This window comes from Marinobacter sp. B-12, from assembly GCF_056857915.1.
The window spans coordinates 108500-130643 of record NZ_JBSXOB010000057.1 but is presented as its reverse complement, the minus strand read 5'-3'; the positions used below and the strand labels follow the sequence as shown (position 1 = coordinate 130643).

The 22144-nt window shown below is 57.7% G+C and carries 24 protein-coding genes; 12 read left to right on the top strand and 12 right to left on the bottom strand.

The features are described from left to right. Positions 1 to 25 precede the first annotated feature (25 nt). The 10 genes from hisC to AC13D2_RS12140 form a co-directional block, all read right to left on the bottom strand. Positions 26 to 1081: a histidinol-phosphate transaminase gene (gene hisC, locus AC13D2_RS12185; RefSeq protein ID WP_300494181.1), complete on the bottom strand. Its 1056-nt coding sequence runs from the start codon at positions 1079 to 1081 to the stop codon at positions 26 to 28. After that, complete coding sequence (hisD, locus tag AC13D2_RS12180; protein WP_292047456.1) at positions 1074 to 2396, bottom strand: histidinol dehydrogenase; 1323 nt, start codon at positions 2394 to 2396, stop codon at positions 1074 to 1076. Before hisD ends, hisC begins: the two co-directional genes overlap by 8 nt. Before the next feature lie 189 nt (positions 2397 to 2585). Next, the gene (gene hisG / locus AC13D2_RS12175; RefSeq protein WP_288075196.1) at positions 2586 to 3236 is read right to left on the bottom strand and encodes an ATP phosphoribosyltransferase; all 651 of its coding nucleotides are present in this window, start codon (positions 3234 to 3236) and stop codon (positions 2586 to 2588) included. A 22-nt stretch (positions 3237 to 3258) separates the two neighbouring features. Next, positions 3259 to 4521, bottom strand: a complete 1263-nt coding sequence (murA, locus tag AC13D2_RS12170; protein ID WP_288075195.1) for a UDP-N-acetylglucosamine 1-carboxyvinyltransferase — start codon at positions 4519 to 4521, stop codon at positions 3259 to 3261. A 27-nt stretch (positions 4522 to 4548) separates the two neighbouring features. Beyond that, complete coding sequence (locus AC13D2_RS12165) at positions 4549 to 4791, bottom strand: BolA family protein (RefSeq protein WP_288075194.1); 243 nt, start codon at positions 4789 to 4791, stop codon at positions 4549 to 4551. Between the two features lie 80 nt (positions 4792 to 4871). Continuing rightward, complete coding sequence (locus AC13D2_RS12160) at positions 4872 to 5195, bottom strand: STAS domain-containing protein (protein WP_288075193.1); 324 nt, start codon at positions 5193 to 5195, stop codon at positions 4872 to 4874. After that, positions 5192 to 5845: an MlaC/ttg2D family ABC transporter substrate-binding protein gene (locus AC13D2_RS12155; protein ID WP_288075192.1), complete on the bottom strand. Its 654-nt coding sequence runs from the start codon at positions 5843 to 5845 to the stop codon at positions 5192 to 5194. Before AC13D2_RS12155 ends, AC13D2_RS12160 begins: the two co-directional genes overlap by 4 nt. 26 nt (positions 5846 to 5871) lie before the next feature. Then, on the bottom strand, positions 5872 to 6327 hold the full coding sequence (mlaD, locus tag AC13D2_RS12150; RefSeq protein WP_420389161.1) for an outer membrane lipid asymmetry maintenance protein MlaD: 456 nt from the start codon (positions 6325 to 6327) through the stop codon (positions 5872 to 5874). 38 nt (positions 6328 to 6365) lie between these two features. Continuing rightward, a complete protein-coding gene (gene mlaE / locus AC13D2_RS12145; protein WP_420389162.1) occupies positions 6366 to 7145 on the bottom strand; it encodes a lipid asymmetry maintenance ABC transporter permease subunit MlaE in 780 nt (259 codons plus the stop codon). Then, complete coding sequence (locus AC13D2_RS12140) at positions 7145 to 7957, bottom strand: ATP-binding cassette domain-containing protein (RefSeq protein ID WP_482938660.1); 813 nt, start codon at positions 7955 to 7957, stop codon at positions 7145 to 7147. Before AC13D2_RS12140 ends, mlaE begins: the two co-directional genes overlap by 1 nt. Before the next feature lie 228 nt (positions 7958 to 8185). On the opposite strand from AC13D2_RS12140, the gene AC13D2_RS12135 reads away from it, so the two are divergent. The 12 genes from AC13D2_RS12135 (at position 8186) to yjgA (ending at position 17529) form a co-directional block, all read left to right on the top strand. Then, complete coding sequence (locus AC13D2_RS12135; RefSeq protein ID WP_288075337.1) at positions 8186 to 9166, top strand: KpsF/GutQ family sugar-phosphate isomerase; 981 nt, start codon at positions 8186 to 8188, stop codon at positions 9164 to 9166. After that, complete coding sequence (locus tag AC13D2_RS12130) at positions 9166 to 9723, top strand: KdsC family phosphatase (RefSeq protein WP_420389164.1); 558 nt, start codon at positions 9166 to 9168, stop codon at positions 9721 to 9723. Before AC13D2_RS12135 ends, AC13D2_RS12130 begins: the two co-directional genes overlap by 1 nt. Continuing rightward, the gene (gene lptC, locus AC13D2_RS12125) at positions 9724 to 10314 is read left to right on the top strand and encodes an LPS export ABC transporter periplasmic protein LptC (RefSeq protein WP_420389165.1); all 591 of its coding nucleotides are present in this window, start codon (positions 9724 to 9726) and stop codon (positions 10312 to 10314) included. It abuts the gene before it with no gap. 94 nt (positions 10315 to 10408) lie between these two features. Beyond that, positions 10409 to 10930 carry a lipopolysaccharide transport periplasmic protein LptA gene (gene lptA, locus AC13D2_RS12120; protein WP_482938754.1) on the top strand — a complete coding sequence of 174 codons (522 nt, stop codon included), beginning with the start codon at positions 10409 to 10411 and terminating at the stop codon, positions 10928 to 10930. After that, positions 10908 to 11633, top strand: coding sequence for an LPS export ABC transporter ATP-binding protein (lptB, locus tag AC13D2_RS12115; RefSeq protein WP_482938659.1), 726 nt, complete (start codon positions 10908 to 10910; stop codon positions 11631 to 11633). The genes lptA and lptB overlap by 23 nt, the downstream gene beginning before the upstream one ends. A gap of 152 nt (positions 11634 to 11785) precedes the next feature. Continuing rightward, positions 11786 to 13312, top strand: a complete 1527-nt coding sequence (locus AC13D2_RS12110; protein ID WP_420391121.1) for an RNA polymerase factor sigma-54 — start codon at positions 11786 to 11788, stop codon at positions 13310 to 13312. A gap of 124 nt (positions 13313 to 13436) precedes the next feature. Beyond that, the gene (gene hpf, locus AC13D2_RS12105; protein ID WP_126812032.1) at positions 13437 to 13745 is read left to right on the top strand and encodes a ribosome hibernation promoting factor; all 309 of its coding nucleotides are present in this window, start codon (positions 13437 to 13439) and stop codon (positions 13743 to 13745) included. A 95-nt stretch (positions 13746 to 13840) separates the two neighbouring features. Then, a complete protein-coding gene (gene ptsN, locus AC13D2_RS12100) occupies positions 13841 to 14311 on the top strand; it encodes a PTS IIA-like nitrogen regulatory protein PtsN (RefSeq protein WP_292047443.1) in 471 nt (156 codons plus the stop codon). Between the two features lie 28 nt (positions 14312 to 14339). After that, positions 14340 to 15221, top strand: a complete 882-nt coding sequence (rapZ, locus tag AC13D2_RS12095) for an RNase adapter RapZ (RefSeq protein ID WP_292047442.1) — start codon at positions 14340 to 14342, stop codon at positions 15219 to 15221. Positions 15222 to 15228: 7 nt separating this feature from the next. Further along, the gene (locus AC13D2_RS12090; protein ID WP_292047441.1) at positions 15229 to 15498 is read left to right on the top strand and encodes an HPr family phosphocarrier protein; all 270 of its coding nucleotides are present in this window, start codon (positions 15229 to 15231) and stop codon (positions 15496 to 15498) included. Positions 15499 to 15610: 112 nt separating this feature from the next. Beyond that, positions 15611 to 16972: a magnesium transporter gene (mgtE, locus tag AC13D2_RS12085; RefSeq protein ID WP_292047439.1), complete on the top strand. Its 1362-nt coding sequence runs from the start codon at positions 15611 to 15613 to the stop codon at positions 16970 to 16972. Between the two features lie 26 nt (positions 16973 to 16998). Continuing rightward, positions 16999 to 17529, top strand: coding sequence for a ribosome biogenesis factor YjgA (yjgA, locus tag AC13D2_RS12080; RefSeq protein WP_292047438.1), 531 nt, complete (start codon positions 16999 to 17001; stop codon positions 17527 to 17529). On the opposite strand, the gene AC13D2_RS12075 is transcribed toward yjgA, so the two are convergent. Next, positions 17526 to 18386, bottom strand: coding sequence for a carbon-nitrogen hydrolase family protein (locus AC13D2_RS12075; RefSeq protein WP_292047437.1), 861 nt, complete (start codon positions 18384 to 18386; stop codon positions 17526 to 17528). The two genes, yjgA and AC13D2_RS12075, sit on opposite strands and share 4 nt — an antisense overlap. 22 nt (positions 18387 to 18408) lie before the next feature. Then, a complete protein-coding gene (locus tag AC13D2_RS12070) occupies positions 18409 to 22128 on the bottom strand; it encodes a YhdP family phospholipid transporter (protein ID WP_300494225.1) in 3720 nt (1239 codons plus the stop codon). Positions 22129 to 22144 lie beyond the last annotated feature (16 nt).

Here is a 22144-nt window from a genome sequence, read left to right as displayed (position 1 = left end):
GCTGCCTCCATGTGGTTGCCTTGTGTTACACCAACGGTTTAAGACACTCAATCAGTCGCTTGTTCTGGTCTGCGGTGCCTATGGTGATGCGCAGGAAGTTCGAGATTCGGGGCTTATTGAAGTGGCGTACGATAACGCCCTGCTCCCGAAGCCCCTTCGCCAGTGCCTCACCGGCGTGCTCCGGATGGCGCGCAAGGATAAAATTGGCCTTCGAGGGCAATACATCAAAACCCAAGGCTTCCAGTTTCGAGGTCACCCAGCCCCGCTCGCCAATGACGCCTTCACAAGTGGCTTTAAACCAGTCTTCATCTTCAAATGCCGCAATGGCGCCCGCCTGAGCCAGGCGGTCAAGAGGATAGGAGTTGAAGCTGTTCTTGACGCGGTTCAGGGCTTCGATGACCTCCGAGCTGCCGATGGCGAAACCGACGCGCAACCCGGCCAGGGAGCGGGCCTTGGACAGCGTTTGACAGACCAGAAGATTGGAATACTTCCCCACCAACTTGATCGCACTCTCGCCGCCGAAATCCACGTAGGCTTCATCCACAACCACAACCCGGTCAGGATTGGCGGCAACGATAGCCTCAACCTTGTCCAACGCCAGGTAGCACCCAGTGGGCGCATTGGGATTGGGAAAGATGATTCCGCCGTTCGGCTGCTTATAGTCTTTCGGATCGATTTCAAAGCTGTCGGTCAGCGGTACCGTTTTGCCCTCGATGTTGTAGAGGCCGCAATACACCGGATAAAAGCTGTAGGTGATATCTGGGTACAACACTGGCTCGCCATGCTGAAACAGACCGTAGAAGATGTGTGCCAGCACTTCGTCGGAGCCGTTACCGAGGAAAACCTGCTCACCCTGCACGCCATAGTAATTCGCGATGGTGCTTTTCAGGGCCTCACTCTCGGGGTCCGGATATAGCCGAAGGTTGTCATTCAGCTCAGTGTTGATCGCCTCGATCACCTTCGGAGACGGACCGAACGGGTTTTCGTTGGTATTCAGTTTCACGAGGTTGGCCATTTTCGGCTGCTCCCCCGGTACATAGGGGACCAAGTCTTTGACCCGAGAACTCCAGAACTTACTCATCTGACTGACCCTCCCGAACCCGATACTCTGCAGAACGGGCGTGAGCCGTTAACCCCTCTCCACGTGCCAGAACAGAGGCAACTCGCCCCATCCTGTCGGCACCGGCTGCAGAAAAACCGATCAGCGACGACCGTTTCTGGAAGTCATAAACCCCCAACGGAGAGGAGAAACGCGCCGTCCCGGACGTCGGCAACACATGATTTGGCCCGGCACAGTAATCACCCAACGCTTCGGCCGTAAAGCGGCCCATAAAGATGGCACCGGCATGGCGAATCTCGTCCACCAGGCTTTCCGGGTCTTCCACCGAAAGCTCCAGGTGCTCCGGCGCGATACGGTTGGAAACGCCAGCCGCTTCGGACAAGTCGGCCACGTGAATCAATGCAGCCCGATCCGTCATTGAGGTCGCGATGATGTCCGCCCTTTCCATGGTCGGTAGCAGTTTGTTGATGCTGGCTTCCACGGCATCCAGGAAATCGGCGTCCGGGCTGATGAGAATAGACTGAGCCTGCTCATCGTGCTCGGCCTGAGAGAACAAATCCATGGCAATCCAGTCCGGATCGGTCTTGCCGTCGCAGATCACCAGAATCTCCGACGGACCGGCAATCATATCGATGCCGACAGTACCGAAAACTTCGCGCTTGGCAGTGGCCACAAAAATATTGCCGGGGCCAACGATCTTGTCGACAGCCGGAATGGTTTCCGTGCCATACGCCAGCGCCCCTACCGCCTGGGCACCGCCCACGCAAAACACCCGATCCACACCCGCAATCGCCGCAGCGGCCAGGACCATATCGTTCACCACACCGTCCGGTGTGGGAACCACCATAATCACCTCGCCCACGCCCGCGACCTTTGCCGGGATAGCGTTCATCAACACGGAAGACGGATAAGCGGCCTTACCACCGGGCACATACAGCCCTGCACGATCCAGCGGAGTCACTTTCTGCCCGAGAACCGTGCCGTCATCGTCTTCATACTGCCAGGACGTCTGATTCTGACGCTCGTGATAGTCACGCACCCGCTCAGCGGCTTTCTCCAGGGCAACACGCTGATCCTGGGGAATGGCCTCCAATGCCCGCCGCAAGCGATCCTGCCCCATCTCCAGTTCGGCAACGGTGCCAACCTTCAAGCGATCAAACTTCTCAGTAAACTCCAGAACCGCGGCATCCCCACGAGTTTTCACCTCGTGCAGGATATGACGAACCGACTCATTCACCTGATGATCCACACTGTCTTCCCAAGCCAAAAGCTTGGCCAGCGCACTGTCAAAGTCACTGTCGGAAGCGTTCAATCGTCTGATGCTGATATCAGTCATTTCGTCTTTCCTGATTTGCGAATTTACTCCGCGGTTTGAAAAGTGTCATTGCTCTGAGGATGCTGAAATGGCCCGGGAGCGGGTCAGGAAGGGCTTTCCAAAACTGTACGGAGCCATGGATGGCGGAGTCCAAGCGTCACATGGATGTGCCGAAGGAGCGTGTTTTGGAAAGCCGTTCCTGAGCCGTTCTTACTCCGAAACCTGCCGGCGTTTTTCTACTGCAACCGCCATCTTCTCAATTATGGGATTGATGCCCGCATGTTTCATCTTCATGGACGCGCGGTTCACAACCAGTCGGCTGCTGATATGCTCAATCAGATCCCTGGCTTCAAGCCCATTGGCCTTCAACGTATTGCCAGTATCCACAATATCGACAATTTCGTCTGCCAGATTCAGAATCGGCGCCAGCTCCATGGCTCCATATAGCTTGATAATATCCGCCTGGCGCCCCTGGGCCGCATAATAACGACGCGCCAGATTCACAAACTTTGTTGCAACCTTGATACGCCCAGACGGTGGCGCCTGATCCTTCAAGCCGGCCGTCATCAACCGACACCGGGAAATATTCAGGTCCAGCGGCTCATACAACCCCTCGCCGCCATGCTCCATCAGCACATCCTTACCGGTTACTCCCAGATCCGCCCCACCGTATTGCACATAGGTGGGCACATCGGTAGCCCGAAGGATCAAAACCCGCACATTCGGATCCGTGGTGGGGAATACCAGTTTCCGGGACTTTTTTACATCGTCGACCAGCTCAATGCCCGCTTCTTTTAACAGCGGCAGAGTCTCGTCCAGAATTCGCCCCTTCGACAGCGCGATGGTGATGGAGTCGGTCATGCGTCCTTCCGGTTCAATGAATTCAGGCTGGCAGGCGGCGGATACTCGCGCCCAACAGTTGCAATTTCTCTTCGATACACTCGTAACCGCGGTCGATGTGGTAAATCCGATCCACGATGGTATCCCCGTCCGAAACCAACCCGGCAATGACCAGACTGGCAGACGCACGCAGATCCGTTGCCATAACCGGAGCGCCCGTCAGATGGTCGACACCCTTGATAATGGCAGCGTTGCCCTCGAGGGTGATGTCTGCGCCCATGCGGATCAGCTCCTGCAGGTGCATGAAACGGTTTTCGAAGACCGTTTCCACTATGGTTCCAGTGCCTTCTGATACAGCGTTCATCGCCGCAAACTGCGCCTGCATATCGGTCGGAAACGCAGGGTATGGTGCGGTGCGCAGGCTAACCGCTTTCGGTTGGTTGCCTTTCATATCCAGGGAGATCCAGTCCTTGCCCGTATCTATGTGGGCGCCAGCCTCTTCCAGCTTCAGCAGGACAGCTTCCAGCAAGTCCTCGCGGGTATCCTTTAGCTTGACCCGGCCACGGGTGGCCGCGGCGGCAACCAGGTAGGTACCGGTTTCAACCCGGTCCGGCAGCACATCATAGTGGCAGCCGTGCAACCGTTCGACGCCATTGATCTCAATGGTTGCTGAACCATGGCCTCTGATGTCGGCGCCCATGGCAATCAGGCACTCGGCCAGATCCACCACTTCCGGCTCCCGGGCGGCGTTTTCAAGGATGGTTTTGCCATCGGCCAAGGCGGCGGCCATCATCAGGTTTTCCGTACCCGTGACGGTCACCGTATCCAGGAATATATGAGCGCCTTTCAAGCGACCATTGGTCTTTGCCTTGATATAGCCATTTTCGACCTTGATATCGGCACCCATCTGTTCCAGCCCCTGAATGTGCAGGTTTACCGGCCGGCTACCGATGGCGCAGCCGCCCGGCAGGGACACTTCCGCCTCACCGAAGTGAGCCACCAGAGGCCCCAATACCAGGATCGAAGCCCGCATTGTCTTGACCAGCTCATAGGGCGCGTGGAATTGCCTGATGGTATTGGCATGGACTTCGACGCTCATTTTCTCGTCGATCATCAGTTCCACGCCCATGCGACCCAGCAACTCGATCATCGTAGTTATGTCGTTCAGGTGCGGCAGGTTGCCCACGGTCACCGGCTCGTCCGCCAACAGGGTGGCGGCCAGAATCGGTAGTGCGGCGTTTTTGGCGCCGGAAATCCGGATTTCGCCGTCGAGAGGCTTGCGACCTCTGATCAGAAGTTTGTCCACAATGGTGTCCTGTAGTTTGCGGGCATGTCAGCCCTGGCGCGCGGCCCATTCAGCGGGTGTAAAGGCCTTGGGGTGCAGGGCGTGAATGGTGCCATCAAGAATGTGCTGAAAAAGCGCCTTGTTGATCAGTTGCTGCCGTTTGATGGTTGGCAGCCCCTCGAATACATCGCCCACGACAACAACAAGGTAGTGATTGCCATCGACCTGCACTTCGACCTCACAGTCAGGCAGCGCCTCTTTAACCAACTCGGCAACTTCGGTGGCTTCCATAAATAAATCCTCGGGCGTTATTAAATCAGGGGCGAGATTGTAACCAATTATGGCATTCGGGTCAGCTTTGGTGCAGGTTTTCAGGCCAAGGACGGAGAGGAAAAGCCTGGCAACTGGCGCTCAAGGCCGCTCAGGGCCGCCAACGAGTTCAGCCGCTCACTAACACCGGTAAACCGGAGGGCCTGACTGCGGGCGCCTGCGAGGCGGTGCCAACACAGCAGAAGAGACAGCACCACGCTGTGCGCGGTGTGCATGGCGGACAGATCCACCTGTAGATCAGCCTTGCTGGCCAGTATCCTCTTCTCCCCCTCCCGCCTGATCGCAACCACGTTGAGCGGATCAATCGTTCCGCTCAACGTAAGCGTATCACCAACAAGCGTCACTGAAGGCCAATCCGTGCTCATGATTTGTCGACTTCACCTTCAAGGTTCAGGGATTCCACCGCATCCCCCCAGTCGTTGATAACGGCCTGGACCTTGCCGCCGTTCTTCTCCATCTCCTGACTGAAACGATCACGGAAAGCCAACCCGATATTCACACCTTCGACGATCACGTTTTCCATCATCCAGCGCCCTTCTTCCGCCTCATACATGGAGTACGTCACCGGATAGCGGTTGCCGGAGGCACTGATCACTTCCATACGCACGGACGCCCGTGCGTCGTCGTTCGGGTTGATCGTGGCTTCCTTTACCTCGATGGTAAAATCGTCAGCGCTAACCAGAGCCTGAGCGTAACTGTCGAAAAGGCTGCGTTTGAACTTTTCAACGAATTCGTCGCGCTGTTCCGGTGATGTCTGCCGTGCATAGCGGCCCATGACCCGAGCGGCGATTCGGCGAAAGTCGACGAAGTTTTTCAGTTCCTGATCCATGCTCCGGTAAAACGCCTGAGGGTCTTTTTCATACAGGCCCTTTTCCTCATGCAGCTTGTCGACCAGGCGCTGGGTGTTCTTGTCAACGTACTCGCGGAGATCCTCCTCCGGACCGGCGTGGGCCGGTGCTGCCAGCGCTACCATCAGCAACGCAACTATCATCAGGCTTTGTCTGATCAGAACCATGGTTTTCTCCCGTGAACCACTTTCTTTCATTGTGACTGCCCTGAGGCAAAGTTGGATATGAGCCGCTCAAGATTCATGGCGGATTGCGTGGAATAGAACGTATCTCCGTCGCCCAGCGACTCCAGGTCGCCACCCACCGAAATATCAATGTACTGTTCGCCAAGCAGCCCGGATGTACGTATTACTGCTGAGCTATCCGCTGGAATATTATCCACACTGGCGTTCACATCAATAGTCACGCGGGCCTGATAGGTCTCCCGATTCAGGGTTATCTCCCGGATCTTGCCAACGGTGACACCAGCCATGGATACCTTTGCCCGGGGCGTCAGCCCGCCGGCGTCGTTGAAATTGGCGTAGAGTGTGTACGAGCTTTCCGGCGCTTTCGGCGTAAGCCCGCTGACCTGCAACGCCAGAAACATTATGGCGGCGATGCCCGCGATCATGAACAGCCCCACAATCACTTCTGTTGTTCTCTGTGCCATTCCGGCCCCCTGTTTCCTGACGTTCCAGTATACCGCGGTCAGAAGTCACCAAACATGACGGCGGTAAGCACAAAATCCAGCCCGAGTACGGCCAGCGACGAATACACCACGGTTTTGGTCGTTGCGGCACTGATACCGGCCGAGGTGGGCACACAGTCATACCCCTGATAGACCGCAATCCAGGTGCAGACGAACCCGAACACAATGCTCTTTACGACACCATTAAGGACATCGGAGGTGAAGCTTACGGAAGACTGCATATTGCCCCAGAACGACCCTTCAAAAACGCCCAGCCATTCAACGCCCACAAGCATGCCACCCCATATACCAACCACCGAGAACACCGCAGCCAGCACGGGCACAGAGATAAAGCCCGCCCATAAACGAGGGGCAATCACCCGGCGCAGCGGATCAACGCCCATCATTTCCATACTCGAAAGCTGTTCGGTGGTTTTCATCAACCCGATTTCCGCCGTCAGTGCGGAACCCGCACGGCCGGCAAACAACAGCGCGGTCACCACGGGGCCCAACTCCCGCACCAGGGTCAGGGCAATCATCTGACCGATCGCAGCTTCAGAGCCGTAGTCGCTGAGGATGGTGTACCCCTGCAACCCCAGAACCATCCCGATAAACAGGCCGGACACCACGATGATGGCCAGGGACAGAACGCCGACGGAGTACAGCTGCTTCAGCAGCAGCGGAAAACCGACCGAGGGCCGCGGGACGCCCCCCAGGGCACCGGCAAGAAAACGCCCGGAGCGGCCGAGCGATGCAATCACGCTCAATCCCAATCGGCCGAAAGCTGCCAGCCTGTCCATCAATCCCCCCTCCCGGCCATACTCCAGTCCTGAGCCGCATCGGCAGCCGGATAGTGGAACGGCACCGGGCCATCCGGATGACCACGCAGGAACTGCTGAACCTGCTCCGATGGATGCACCCTCAACTCCTCAGGTGTGCCGTCGCCTATGATACGACCATCCGCGACGATACAGGCGTAGTGGCAGATACTCAGGGACTCCGGCACATCATGGGACACCAGCACACTGGTCAGGCCCATGGAACTGTTGAGATCCCGGATCAGTTTTACCAGCACACCCATGGCAATCGGGTCCTGGCCGGTAAAGGGCTCGTCGTACATGATCAGCTCCGGGTCCAGCGCGATGCTGCGGGCCAGCGCCACACGTCGGGTCATACCACCTGACAGTTCTGCCGGCATCAGATCCCGGGCTCCGCGAAGCCCCACAGCTTCGAGCTTCATCAGAACGATGTCGCGAATCATGTCCTCCGGCAAGGTGGTATGAACCCTGAGCGGGAACGCCACGTTTTCAAAGACACTGAGATCCGTAAACAACGCTCCACTCTGGAACAGCATCCCCATCTTTTCCCGCAAACGGTAAAGTGCCTTGCGTTTGAGCTCAGGAACGTTTTCCCCTGCTACGGATATGCTGCCGGAGTCCGGTTTCAGCTGGCCGCCGATCAGCCGCAACAATGTGGTCTTGCCGGTGCCACTCGGCCCCATGATGGCGGTAATCTTGCCGCGGGGAATGTCCAGGCTGACGCCATCAAAGATACGGCGATTTCCGCGAGTGAAAACCACGTCTCTCAATTCAATGTAGGGGGATGTGTCCATACCTGCTTCCAAAACCGCCCGGGTGTCGGGGAGCCCGCATTCCCAGCCTTTAATGAGTGCGCTACATTATGTCAACCTGCCGTGAACCTCAATCCATCCTTCACAAAATGAACTGATGTCAATGATCAGTTTTTACTGAACGTCTTGTCAGGAAGGGCAGTCACAGCTATTGAAGTGATATACTTTTGCCACGATGAAAAGCATCAACATTTCGAACCCGGAAGCCAGATGAACACCGAGACCAGCCAGACCTTCAGAGAATCCGCCCTGCGAGCCATCGAGATCGAGCGTGAAGCCATCCACGCCCTGACCGACCGGATTGATGACCATTTCGTTCGCGCCTGCGAAGCTATCATGGCGTGTAAGGGGCGTGTTGTCGTGACCGGCATGGGAAAATCCGGCCATATCGGTAACAAAATCGCCGCCACCCTCGCCAGCACTGGTACGCCATCGTTCTTCGTACACCCCGGCGAAGCCAGTCACGGTGACCTGGGTATGATCACCAGCCAGGACGTGGTGCTGGGCATCTCCAACAGCGGTAACACCAGCGAAGTGTTGACTATTTTGCCGTTAATCAAGCGTATGGGAGCTCCGCTGATCAGCATGACCGGCAACGGGAACTCCATCCTGGCACGGGAGGCCGTTGCCAACCTGGACATCAGCGTTGCCCAGGAAGCCTGTCCCCTTGGACTGGCCCCCACCTCAAGCACCACTGCCACTCTGGTGATGGGCGATGCCCTGGCCGTGGCGCTGCTTGAAGCCCGTGGATTCAGCACCGAAGACTTTGCGCTTTCACACCCCGGCGGCAGCCTGGGCCGCAGGTTACTACTGCGTGTCACCGATATTATGCACACCGGGGACCGTATCCCCCGCGTGCAGGAAGGTACCACCCTCAGTGGCGCGCTGCTGGAGATTTCCCGCAAGGGCCTGGGTATGACGACGGTCATCAATGCCGGGGGCGACCTGGTCGGCGTGTTCACGGACGGTGACCTGCGCCGCACCCTGGACCGTTCAGTGGACATTCACAACACGCCGATTGCCGAGGTCATGACCCGCAACGGGCGTGTGATCCACGATGACCAACTGGCCGCCGAGGCACTGAACATGATGGAAGAGCTGAAGATCAACGCCCTGCCCGTCATCAATCGCGACGGCAAACTGACCGGCGCTATCAACATGCACGACCTGTTGCGGGCGGGAGTGATCTGATGGCCGACACTCTGCGCCCTCAATGGCCAGCGGAGCTGATCGAAAAAGCCGCTGCCATTCGCCTGCTGGCCCTGGATGTGGACGGCATCATGACCGACGGCACTCTGCTGTTCAGCGCTTCAGGCGATGAGATGAAAGGGTTCAACATTCTTGACGGCCTGGGCATCAAACAGGTCATGGCTGCTGGCATCAACGTTGCTGTCATTACCGGACGGCGATCGCCACTGACAGAAAAACGCATGAATGACCTCGGCATCCCGCACCTGATGCAAGGCCGCGAAGACAAGAAAGTCGCCCTGCGGGAACTGGCTGCACAGCTGGAGATCGCGCCACACCAGATTGCCTACATGGGCGACGACCTGCCGGACCTGCCCGCGATCCGTTACGCCGGGCTGGGTATAACAGTACCCAACGGCTACTGGCTGGTGCGCCAGCACGCGGATTTTTGCACGTCGGTCGCGGGGGGTAGCGGCGCAGTCCGTGAAGCCTGTGAACTGCTGCTCTGCGCCTGCGGGCAGCTCAATGCCAGCCTGCAACCCTATCTGGAGCAGGACTGAATGGCCGCCGAAGCCCTCTATGCAAGATCCTGGGTACGAACCCTGGGACTGGCTGTCACGATAGTGGCGCTGTTTTTCCTGCTCTGGCAAAGTGACGAGTCATCAGAGCCTGTGGACGCCGCCGCGCTGAGAGGAAAATCGGAGCCGGACGGTTTCGTGGTCAATGGTCGCTACCTGTCTTTCGATGAGACCGGGCAGCTTACCGCACAGTTCGAAAGCCCGCGTATTGAGCAATTCGAGGCCCGCAACGAGACCATCATGGAATCGCCGAATGCGACGCTCTACGGCGAACCCGGCAACGCACCCTGGCAAGTCCAGGCCAACAAAGGCCAATTCATGGAAGCTGACGACCTGGTCCACCTGACCGGGGATGTCCGGGTGTCCCAGCAAGCCGAGGGGGGGCGCCCACTGACATTAACCACGTCGACGCTGACACTGGATAACGCAGAGCGTACTGTGTACACAGACGCCCCGGTGGAACTGACCGACTCGTTCAGCCTGACCCGCGCAACCGGCATGAAGGCCTGGATTGATGACCGAATCCTCGAACTCGACTCTCAAGTGGAAGGACGCTATGAGCCTGGCAAGTAAATTCATGCCCCATCCTCACCGCAAGGGACACCAATCGGTTGCTTCGCGCCCGTTGCTCTCAGCGATTGTTCTGGCACTGACACTCACCGCTGGCATGCCATACGCCGCGGCCTTTGACCTGGAGTCCGATCAACCCATCACGGTCAACGCCGACAACGCGCGGCTCGACGAAGGCCAGGGCATTGCAACCTATACCGGTTCCGTTGAAATGAGTCAGGGCGATGCCAACCTCATGGCGGACAAGGTTGTACTCCACCGGGACGGAAATGGCGTCAGTCGCATTGAAGCCACCGGTACCCCGGCACGCTACCGCCAGCCCGCCATGGAAGGCCAGGGCGAAACCGACGCGCGCGCCCTGACGATCACCTGGTCCGCCTCGGACAATCGGGTCACTTTTAAACACGAAGCCGTCATCGAACAGGGTGGCAACCTGTTCCGCGGCAATATCATTCACTATGATAGCGCCGAACGTGTTGTGACGGCGGAAGGCTCCGCCGATCAGGGCGATGGCAGCGGTCGGGTCGAGATGGTGATACAGCCACGCGGCAATCCCGACAACAATCCAGACAACAACTCCGGCGAACAGGATACCGATGGCAGTTCTCAGGGCCAGTAACCTGGCAAAAAGCTACAAGCAGAAGAAGGTCGTCATCGACGTTTCCCTGGAAATTCGCAGCGGCGAGATAGTCGGCCTGCTTGGACCCAATGGCGCCGGCAAAACGACGTGTTTCTACATGATTGTTGGTCTGGTTCCCTCCGACAACGGTCGCATCACCATCGACAATCAGGACATAACGCCCCTGCCCATGCACGGCCGCGCCCGGAAGGGAATCGGGTACCTGCCCCAGGAAGCATCGGTGTTCCGCAAGCTCACCGTGCGCGACAACATACTGGCCATCCTGGAAACCCGTCGCGAACTCAAGCGCACTGACCGGGAGACCAAGCTGGAGGAATTGCTTGAAGAGTTTCACATCACCCACATCCGCGATAGCGTCGGCATGGCCCTGTCAGGGGGCGAGCGACGACGGGTGGAAATTGCCCGCGCACTGGCGATGGAGCCGGCATTCATCCTGCTGGACGAGCCCTTCGCTGGGGTCGATCCCATCTCAGTGAGCGACATCAAGCAGATCATCCGGCACCTGCGGGACAAGGGCATCGGCGTACTGATCACCGACCACAATGTGCGGGAAACCCTCGATATCTGCGAGAATGCCTACATTGTCAGTGGCGGCCACATTATTGCCTCTGGCAACTCGGACGATATACTGGCCAACCAGCAGGTCAAGGAAGTGTATCTGGGCAACGAGTTTCGCCTGTAGTACACTCGGCAAAGAACTTGCTTGGTGCGGCAAGTAGCCAGCATACAAAGAGTTTTTGTGCAACCCCGGCTCCAGAGCGCGCCCGAGTGACATAAAGAGAGAGCCTGAGTGACGGAAGAGAGAGACCGAGTGACGGATCCTGAACCATGGTTATGAAAGCCTCATTACAGTTAAAGCTGGGCCAAAGCCTGACCATGACGCCCCAGCTGCAACAGGCTATCAGGCTTCTGCAGCTCTCCACCCTGGACCTCCAGCAGGAAATCCAGCAGGCGTTGGAATCCAACCCGATGCTGGAAACCTCGGAAGACGACGATAATCAGAATCCGGAATCCACGGACAGTGACAACGAGTCCTCTGAAACAGCGTCAACCGAGGAATCCAACACTACCTCCGACACCGCAACGGATTGGGACGAATCCGAAAACGGACCTGACTGGTCATCAGAAACAGACAGCCCCGACACCATTCCTGACGACCTTCCCGTCGACACCGCCTGGGATGACATTTATCAGTCCGCTCCAGCTTCAGCAGCCCGTAACGACGACGAAAACGACAACGACTTCGAAACCCGCAATTCCCCCACTGAAACGCTTCAGGACCACCTGGAATGGCAGTTGAACCTGACGCCCATGAGCGAGCGGGATCAGGCCATTGCCCACGCGCTGATGGATGCGGTTGATAACCACGGCTACCTGACGTCCCCGCTTGAGGAAATTCACTCAGGTATGGTGGACGAATCCGATGAAGACCCGCTGGAACTGGACGAAGTGCAAGCCGTTCTTCACCGTCTGCAGCACTTCGACCCACCGGGTGTGTTCGCCCGCGATCTGCAGGAATGTCTGCTGATCCAACTGAACCAACTGCCCCCGGAGACGCCCTGGCTGGCTCAGGCCCGACTGGTGATTACCCACTACATAAACCTGCTGGGTAACCGTGATTACGCCCAACTGTTACGTCGCAGCCGCCTGAAGGAAGAACAGCTACGGGATGTGCTGGCCCTTATTACCGGACTGAATCCGCGCCCTGGCGACACTCTGGACCAGGCCGAGCCGGACTACGTCATTCCCGATGTGATCGTGCGCAAACACAATGAGCGCTGGCGCGTGGAACTGAATCCTGAAATTGCACCACGCATTCGTGTGAATGCAAGCTATGCTTCTCTTATAAAGCGGGCGGACAGCAGTGCCGACAACACCTACCTGCGGGACCAGTTGCAGGAGGCAAAGTGGTTCATCAAGAGCCTGCAAAGCCGTAACGAAACCCTGCTCAAGGTGGCCACACGTATTGTCGAGCACCAGCAGGGGTTCCTGGATCATGGCGAGGAAGCCATGAAACCATTGATTCTTTCTGATATTGCCCAGGCGGTGGAAATGCATGAGTCGACCATTTCGCGGGTCACCACCCAAAAATACATGCACACACCGCGGGGCATATTTGAGCTTAAGTATTTTTTCTCAAGCCATGTCAGTACCGACGAGGGTGGAGAGTGCTCATCCACAGCAATCCGCGCAATGATCAAAAAGCTGATTGCAACGGAAACTCCGAAAAAGCCATTGAGCGATAGCAAAATTGCAGCCATGCTAGGAGACCAGGGTATCAAAGTGGCTCGCCGAACCGTGGCCAAGTATCGCGAGGCAATGCACATTCCTCCATCCAACGAGCGAAAGCGACTGGTGTAGAAAGCGTCTGCTCCCGGCCTCACGGGGAGAGCCCTTTCCTGAAAGTATACCGCCTGCAGCATAACGCTGTGGCACACAGCCGGCATCCTGACGGGTGCCGGTAAGCTGAAAACAGGAGAAGCCTATGCAACTCAATATTTCAGGCCATCACGTAGAACTGACTCCCGCACTGAAAGATTACGTATCAGGCAAATTTGAAAAGCTTGAGCGGCACTTCGACCACATCAGCAATTGCCAGGTTACCCTTGAGGTGGAAAAAGTGCGCCAGATGGCGGAAGCTACGCTTCACGTGATAGGTGGTGAGATTCACGCAAAGGCCGAAAACAGCGATATGTACGCTGCCATTGATGGATTGGTAGATAAGCTGGACAGGCAGATCCTGAAGCACAAGGAAAAGAACGTAGACCGGATGCATGGGAACGGCGCCCGCTAGGACGAAGCCCCCTGCATGACAGTTAATCGAGCTGCGGCACTGGCTAACCAGGCAACACGTGCCGCAGCCTTTTTTTACGGAACTGCAGTCGATTCATGACCGACACATCCTTGACTATCGAGAACATTCTCGCGCCGGAGCTGACCCTTTGCAGGGTGCCTGCCTCCAGCAAAAAGCGGGTTATGGAAACCATTGCCGAGCAGATCCAGAAGCACGACTCTCTGCTCAGCGACACCCAGATATTCACCAACCTGGTCGCGCGGGAGCGGCTGGGGAGCACCGGTATCGGACAGGGCATCGCGATCCCCCACTGTCGACTGGAAGGGTTGGATCACGTGGTCGGCGTCTTGCTGACGCTGGACGAAGGCGTTGCGTTCGACGCCATCGACAACCAGCCGGTGGACCTCGTCTTCACCTTGATTGTCCCCAAGGAAGCCACCAGCGAGCATCTTGAGCTTTTGAGTCAACTTGCCGAAAAGTTCAACGAGCGCGCATTCTGCGACCAGCTGCGTCAGTGCACCGACGCAGACTCTCTCTATCGCCGGATGACAGCCGAGACAAGCTGAACAATTCCACATCCGAGGTGAACGGGCTATGAAACTAATCATCGTCAGTGGTCGATCGGGTTCCGGGAAAAGTACCGCGTTACACGTTCTGGAAGACCTGGGCTATTACTGCATCGACAACCTGCCTATCGGCCTGTTGTTCCCTCTGACACAGGAGGCCACCAACCAGAACTCTCCTGGCCGGCTGGGAAAGATGGCTGTCAGCATCGACGCCCGCAACCTCTCCGGGGAGCTGAGCAACTTCGAGGATATCTACCGCAGCCTTCAGGATACCGGCGTAACCATCGAGATCATCTATCTCGACGCCGATGAACAGTCTCTGTTGCAGCGCTTCCATGCCACGCGCCGGAAGCACCCACTGAGTGATGACAAAACCTCCCTTCGGGAGGCCATTGGCAACGAAAAAAAACTTCTGGAGCCCCTGTCAAAGCTGGCCGATCTTTACATCGACACCACGGGACTGTCCATGTACGAGCTCCGGGATATGGTGAAGCAACGGGTCGCGGGAAGGCGCCATCAGGAACTGGCGCTGCTATTCCAGTCGTTCGGGTTCAAGCACGGCGTGCCACTGGATTCGGACTATGTGTTCGATGTGCGCTGCCTGCCCAATCCCTACTGGGACACCAGCCTTCGGCAGTTCGTGGGCACCGATCAGCCGGTCATCGATTTCCTGGAAAAGGAGCCGTTGAGCCGCAAGATGGTCGAAGACCTGACCCAATTCCTGGAAAACTGGCTACCATCGTTTGCAGACAGCAACCGCAGCTATATGACCATATCCATCGGCTGCACCGGTGGCCAGCATCGCTCGGTTTATATCTGCGATCAGCTCGGCCGCTATTTCTCGGGCAAATACAGCAACGTGCAGGTTCGCCACACCGAGCTGCCCCACCTGCAAAGCAGGGACAGCTGAACCGCCTATGATCCGCCGCCCCATTACCATTATCAACAAACTCGGGCTCCATGCCCGAGCGGCGGCCAAACTGGTTGCCAAGGCATCTGAGTTCGACAGCAGTATTCAAATCAGCCGCAAAGGGAGACAGGTGGACGCCAAAAGCATCATGCCGGTAATGATGCTCGCCGCCAGCCAGGGGACAGAGGTAGAGCTGATTGTGGACGGTCCGGATGAATCCGACGCTGTCGACGCATTGGTTACGCTGATCAATGATTACTTCGGGGAAGGCGAATAACCAGCTCCACACTGGACATACGTGCCGGTCTACGGCATTCACCTACAACTCTTCCTCACCTATGTTGCCTAACTCCGCTATAATACGAGGGTTTTCTGACTGTGGGTGATCCATGACCGATATTCTGGAGAAAAGCCAGGCGCGCCAACGTCTTCGCTCCCTGAGCGAAGCACTGGACAGTGGCGCCCTGAAACAGGTCGCCCGCATCCTGAATGGCGGCCTTAGCCCCAGTGACATCGCCCACCTGCTGGAATCATCGCCACCCCGCCAGCGCGCCCTGCTCTGGAACCTGGTCGACAAGCAGCTTGAAGGCGAAGTCCTCCAGTATCTGAACGACGATATCCGAGGTTACTTCCTGAGCCAGCTAAACGCTCAGGAACTCGCTGACATCATCGAGGATTTCGAGTCGGACGATCTTGCCGACTTACTGCAACAATTGCCCGACACGGTGATCCAGGAAGTCCTGGACACCATGGACGAGCAGGACCGTCAACGCGTCGAAGAAGTCCTCTCCTACCCGGAAGACACCGCCGGCGGCCTGATGAACACGGACACCATTACGGTGCGACCGGACATCAGCATCGACGTGGTTCTGCGCTACCTGCGTCGTCATCGCAATCTGCCGCCGATGACGGACAGCCTTATCGTGGTCAGCCGACGCGACGAGTTCATCGGCATGCTGCCGATCACCAAAATGCTGGTATCCAATCCAGCGGCAACGGTGCGGGAAGTGATGGACACGGACATTGAAGCGATACCGGTCACGCTGTCCGACACCAAGGTGGCGACCCTGTTCGAACGTTACGACTTGATCTCAGCACCCGTGGTCAGTGAGGAAGGCCGACTCTTGGGCCGAATCACCATCGATGACGTGGTTGACGTAATCCGTGAGGATGCCGATCACTCACTGATGAGCATGGCCGGTCTCGATGAGGACGAAGACACCTTCGCTCCCATCCTGAAGACCACCCGACGTCGGGCGGTATGGCTAGGCATCAATCTGCTCACGGCCTTTACCGCCTCCGCCGTGATCGGCCTGTTTGAGGCAACCATCGAGAAAGTGGTGGCTCTGGCAGTATTGATGCCCATCGTGGCTTCCATGGGCGGCATTGCCGGCAGCCAGACCCTGACCCTGGTGATCCGTGGCATGGCCGTGGGACAGATCAGCGGCGCCAACGTGGGTTGGCTGCTCAACCGCGAATTTATTGCGGGAGCTCTGAACGGATTGCTCTGGGCTGTGGTGGTTGCATCAGCGGCAACCCTCTGGTTCAGGGATATCATGATTGGCGCCATCATCGCCGCTGCTCTGATCATCAACCTGATCGCCGCGGCCCTCGTGGGCACCGTGCTGCCTCTGTTCCTGAAGTCCCGCAACATTGATCCGGCCTTGGCCGGTAGCGTTATACTGACAACGGTCACGGATGTGGTCGGCTTTATGGCCTTCCTTGGTCTGGCGACGATATTCTACGGATAACCGTTATCCGACAACACGGACTCAAAATGAACGACTCCCAAGACGACGCCCCGGAATACCTCGGCCCGAGCAAATCCCAACTCAAGCGGGAAATGCACCAGTTGCAGGATCTCGGCAGGCGCATGCTCGATCTGAGTAACGACCAGCTCAATACCCTTCCCATCAGCGAGACCTTACGGGCGGCCATTGAGGAATCCCGTCGCATTCGACAGAACGAAGCCCGTCGCCGCCATCTGCAATACATTGGCAAGATTATCCGCCAGGAAGACGATCCGGAAGGACTCACTCGGGCCATCGACGCATTTGATGCCGGAAGCGAAGAGCACACCCGCCGACACCACCTTGCGGAGCGCTGGCGTGATCGGATGATTGAGGAAGGCGACCCGGCCATCGGAGAATTCCTGAACTACTGCACGACAGCCGACATCCAGCACCTGCGCAACCTCGCGCGCAATGCTCGCCGGGACGTGCAGAAAGAAAAGAACACCGGTCAACCACGAAAGCTGTTTCGCTACCTCAGGGAGTGCATCGACGACGCGGAAGCCGCCGGAAACTAAAGTCTCCGGTGCTCCCAGACGGGCATCCGCGTGCGGATATCCTTGAGTGTTTCGCGGTCAAGCTCGCCAACGACGACACCCGGCCCCTCGTCGAGTTCGGACAGTATTCGGCCCCAGGGATCCACGATCGCGCTGTGTCCGTAGGTGCGCCGACGCTCACTATTCTGCCCCCCCTGGGCCCCTGCCACCAGCCAAACCTGATTTTCAACGGCACGGGCACGTATCAGTGCATGCCAGTGGGCGTCACCGGTATGCCAGGTAAAGGCACTGGGTAGGGATATCCATTCGGCGTCCTTCTCCCTGAGTTGCCGGAACAGTTCGGGGAAGCGCAGGTCGTAGCAGATGGCCATGCCGAGTCGCCCTGCCGGCGTATCAACCACAACTACGTCATCGCCCGGCTCGAAGGTGTCTGACTCACGATACTGCCCCTGAGCGTCTTCCACGGTGGCATCAAAAAGATGGATCTTGTCGTAGCGGGCAACCTCACGGCCACGGTCGTCGTAGACATAACAGCACGCGCGAACCCGGTCGGCCACGGTGGAACCGTCCGGCCTGGCGGCAATGGGCAGAGAGCCTCCCACCACCCAGATACCCAGTTCGGCCGCTTGCTGCTCCAGGAATTGCCGAATCACATTATCCGGTTCTGCTTCCCGTCGGCCGCAGCCAATCATCTGCTTTGTGGCCAGTACCGCAAAGTTCTCGGGCAGTACCGCAATACTGGCGCCTGCGTCAGCCGCCTCCTTCAGCAGCCTTGCTGCCTCGTTGAGGTTGGCGGCGATATCGTGGGTACTGACCATCTGTACCGCCGCGACCCGACTTGCCTGCCATTTGACGGGGTTGTCTCTTTGCGTTGACATCGTGGCCCTCCTGCCAAAACCATCAATTACCGGTATCGAATACCCGCCTCAGTCGAACGTCTGGTTCGTCCCAGTTTCCACTTACACTATAGGTCGCACTGGTGAGTTTGCTCAATGGGTCCCCCAACACTTTGTCGAGTACAAACAACGCACCGCCAATTGGAGCGCCTGCCCCCATCAACAAGGCGGCCAATGGCAGGTTCTGAGTCAGCGGCAACACCACCACCATGCTCATGTCGAGGGTTTCCTCAACCATGTTGGAGGTGCCTGTCAGCTTGAAAGCGCCGGACGGTCCCACCACTTGCAACTCCGGATCCAACGTCAGTAAGCCATTGATCATGCTGGCCTTGCCAGAGATGGCATCGAAGGCGACGCCAGCTTCGTACAGATCGGAAAAATCGAGCTTCAGACGGCGCCAGAGCGTATCGGCATTGAGAAGATTGAACACCCGGAACAGCTGAGCCGTATTGTTGCCCTCGAGGATGACACCGTCGTCAAAACGCACACTGATCGAGCCACTAAGGCCAGAGACATCGAACTGATCGGGCCGGCCTGGCCAGTCGATATCAAGCTTGACTGCTGTATTCTTGCTGCGGAAAGGAATCTCAGCGCCAACCAACGTGCCCAGGTCTGCCAGCGAGTTACCGTTGATATCGCCGGTAAAACGGGTGATCTCACGCCCGGTCGCAATGCTCCAGTCCAGCTCTCCCTTCAGGGTCAGGGATTTGAGAGTGCCAACAATGTCCCGTACTCGCAGTTGTACATCGTCGGGCCTCAGTTGAAACGACCAGCTACCGGCGTTTTCACCATCCATGTTGAGAGCGGCAATACGGACATCCACGTCCGGCCAGTTGCTGATCTCCAAATCACGAAACGCCCGTGCCTGTGGCTCTGACTCCTGCCCCTTGTCTGCCTCACTATCGCTTCGATAGAGCGTCAGGCGCTCCAGATCAACACTGACCGGTCGGTCGTCCCGGGGCCAGACGACACGGCCCGAGGCCCATTCCGAATCGGCTGTGACCAGCCACTCACTGTCACTCTGCCGTGCGGACACCGTCATATTGGTCAGTTGGCGGTCGCCCAGAACCAATTCGTTCAGGGCAATGTCTACCATCCCTGCCTGCCAGGTCATATTCAGGTCAGCACGGTCCTGCCAGTCGACTGACAGATCGACACCGGACTCTTGCCGGGGCGAGACCGTTACCTTCAGGGGCGTTTCATCATCGATGTCTTTCGCCAGCGGAGCTGGCCAGTCGACCGAAAGCCCGACCAGGTCCGAATACAGCGTAACGGCGGAAGCCGTGTCCGATGAAACCTCCAGTGTTGCCTGATAGCCAATGTCGCCGCTGAGCCCCATGTTCATGCCATCCGGCAATTCGGTTTGATCCAGAAGCTGGCGAATGTCCAGGCGGCCATACTGACGGATAGTGAGCGATTGACCGTTATCACCCCGCCGCATCAGCACCGAGACCGGAGAGCCCATAAAATGGGCTTGCAGGGGGTTCTCGGAAAACCCCTCATCGCTGCTGAACCTCAAGTTCCCGTTCAACTGGGTCCACTGCAGGTCGGCCTCAGGATAAGTCAGAGTGCCAGAATTGGCTCTGACGCTGGCGCTGATGGTGGGCGGCGCGTCGGATACCAGAGGCAAACCAAGCCCCAGATCCAGGTGAAAATCGCCATCCAGGGTGATACTTCGTCCTGCTTCTCCCGCCAACTCACCCAGGGGGCTGTTGTCCATCCAGTAAGCCAACGCCGATCCGGGAACCGGGGCTGACGCATCGACATACACCTGAATGTCCTCGCCCTCCGGGACAACCCGCACCTCGCCGGGCTCCAGTTCCAGCCCTCCCGTTCGTCCGGAGCGGATGTCGACCCGGGTGTGACCATCCTGAATAAAGACTTCACCACTGGCACCCGCAACCTCGGGCCAGCGCTCGTCATAGCGGATACTGGCTTCTTCGAAACGATAAACCATTGAGGACGAGAAGGAGTTTTCCGGGGCGTCACGATCAATCTGGCCATGACCGTAAAACTCACCGCTGGAAATATCGGCCTTGGTAATTGCCGTTGTCAGCCATTGGTAGAGCTCAGGGTCGACAACTTCCACTGGCACGAAGTCGGCAAGCATATCGGCGGTGCCATCGCGCACACCGACCTTCAGCCCCAGATTGTCCTCCCCACCCTGATCGATCCGCAGGTCAAACGCACCCGTCAACCGGGTATTGGAACCATAAACCATACGGATATCATCCGCGTATACGCGGGTTACCCCCCCCTCAAAGCGCCAGGCCACGCCGGCCCTGACGTCACGGAGGTTCCAGCCCCCCCGAAACAGGTCCGGGAAACCGAGCGACAGCTCATCGTTATTCACCCTCACGAACCCGCCGTTCCGGTCAACAAACAGGGTACCATCAAGACCAGACGCACCCGGCGCGCCATCATGAGCTCTGACACCAACATTGTTCAACGCGGCCGTCAGCTCAAAGCCACGGCTATCGTCCGTGGGCAGTTTAAGCATCATCCGGTCCAGGCGGCCAGTGGGACGATAATTCTCCAGGGCTCTTTCAGCCCTGTCTGGCAACAGGTTCATTCCGACAACCAAACGCCGGAGCGGTTGTAGTGGAAGCGCATCAGCGATCAGTCTTCGGCCACCGTCGCGATGGCTGAACCGGAGACTGAACGGAGAAACCCGATAGCCGTTCCACTCCCACGTAAGTTCCTTTAGGTGAAATTCACCGGTGGTGTACCAGGGTTTGGACGTTGTTTCCGGCTCATGCTCAGCCAACGAATCGTGTCTGCGCCAACCAAATGTCGCCCTGATATCTTCAAGCGGGGCCAGGGATTGGCGACCGACACCAAGCTGCAGATACGGTGTTTCCAGGTTACCGCTGACCCGCTCAATGCGGCCATCCCGAAACGTCATCCAGACCTGGCCTCCGAGATCAAACCCTTCTGCCCGTATATTCCGCCAGGCGTACTCCTCTGCGAGTCCATCAAACAACCGGCCGGAGTTGATGTCGGCATATATCTGACCAGTGAAGTCACCACGAAAGAAGTGCCGGCCGACCAGCCCGAAACTGGCCAGTTGTTCGGTCGTTCCTGGCCGCATGGCACGACCGGATGCGTGGAACAGCCCGCGCCGATAGATCAGGTCCAGTTGGGGCACCTCTACATGCCGCAAGGTGCCATTGGCGTCGCGAACACCAAGGTCCAGACGTGTAATTTTGACGGAAGGATCGGACAGCCATTTGCCGGCGATATCCAGCCAGAGCTCCAGGTCGTTTGCCACCGGATCGGGAATATCGACACCTTCGATGGTCACCGCCCCCCTTGGAGTCTGGTTGATCGTCAGTTCCAACCCATCGGCGTCAAAATCAGCGAACACAACGCGCAGGCGCATGAGCGAGGCGAGAAAGTCGAGGCCAATGCGGACGCTCTTCAATGAACCGGCAACGTCACTACGGTCGTTTTCGGAAACGACCACAATATCGCGGGCGACAATGGTTGGGTCCAGCCAGTTCCAACTGGAGGAGAGAGCGCCAATACTGACCGGCTGACCAAGCTCCGACGACAACCGCTGCTCAATCGAAGAGCGATACTCGTTGATATTCTGTGTAACCTGGCGCCCTATTCCGGCATAGAGCGCAAGCAGAACGACAACCGCCAGCAACAGCCACCAGATCAGACTCGCGGCGCCCGAGGCCATTCGAAGCAACAGATGTTTCAGAGTTTTATCAGCCACACTGGATGCCATCAGG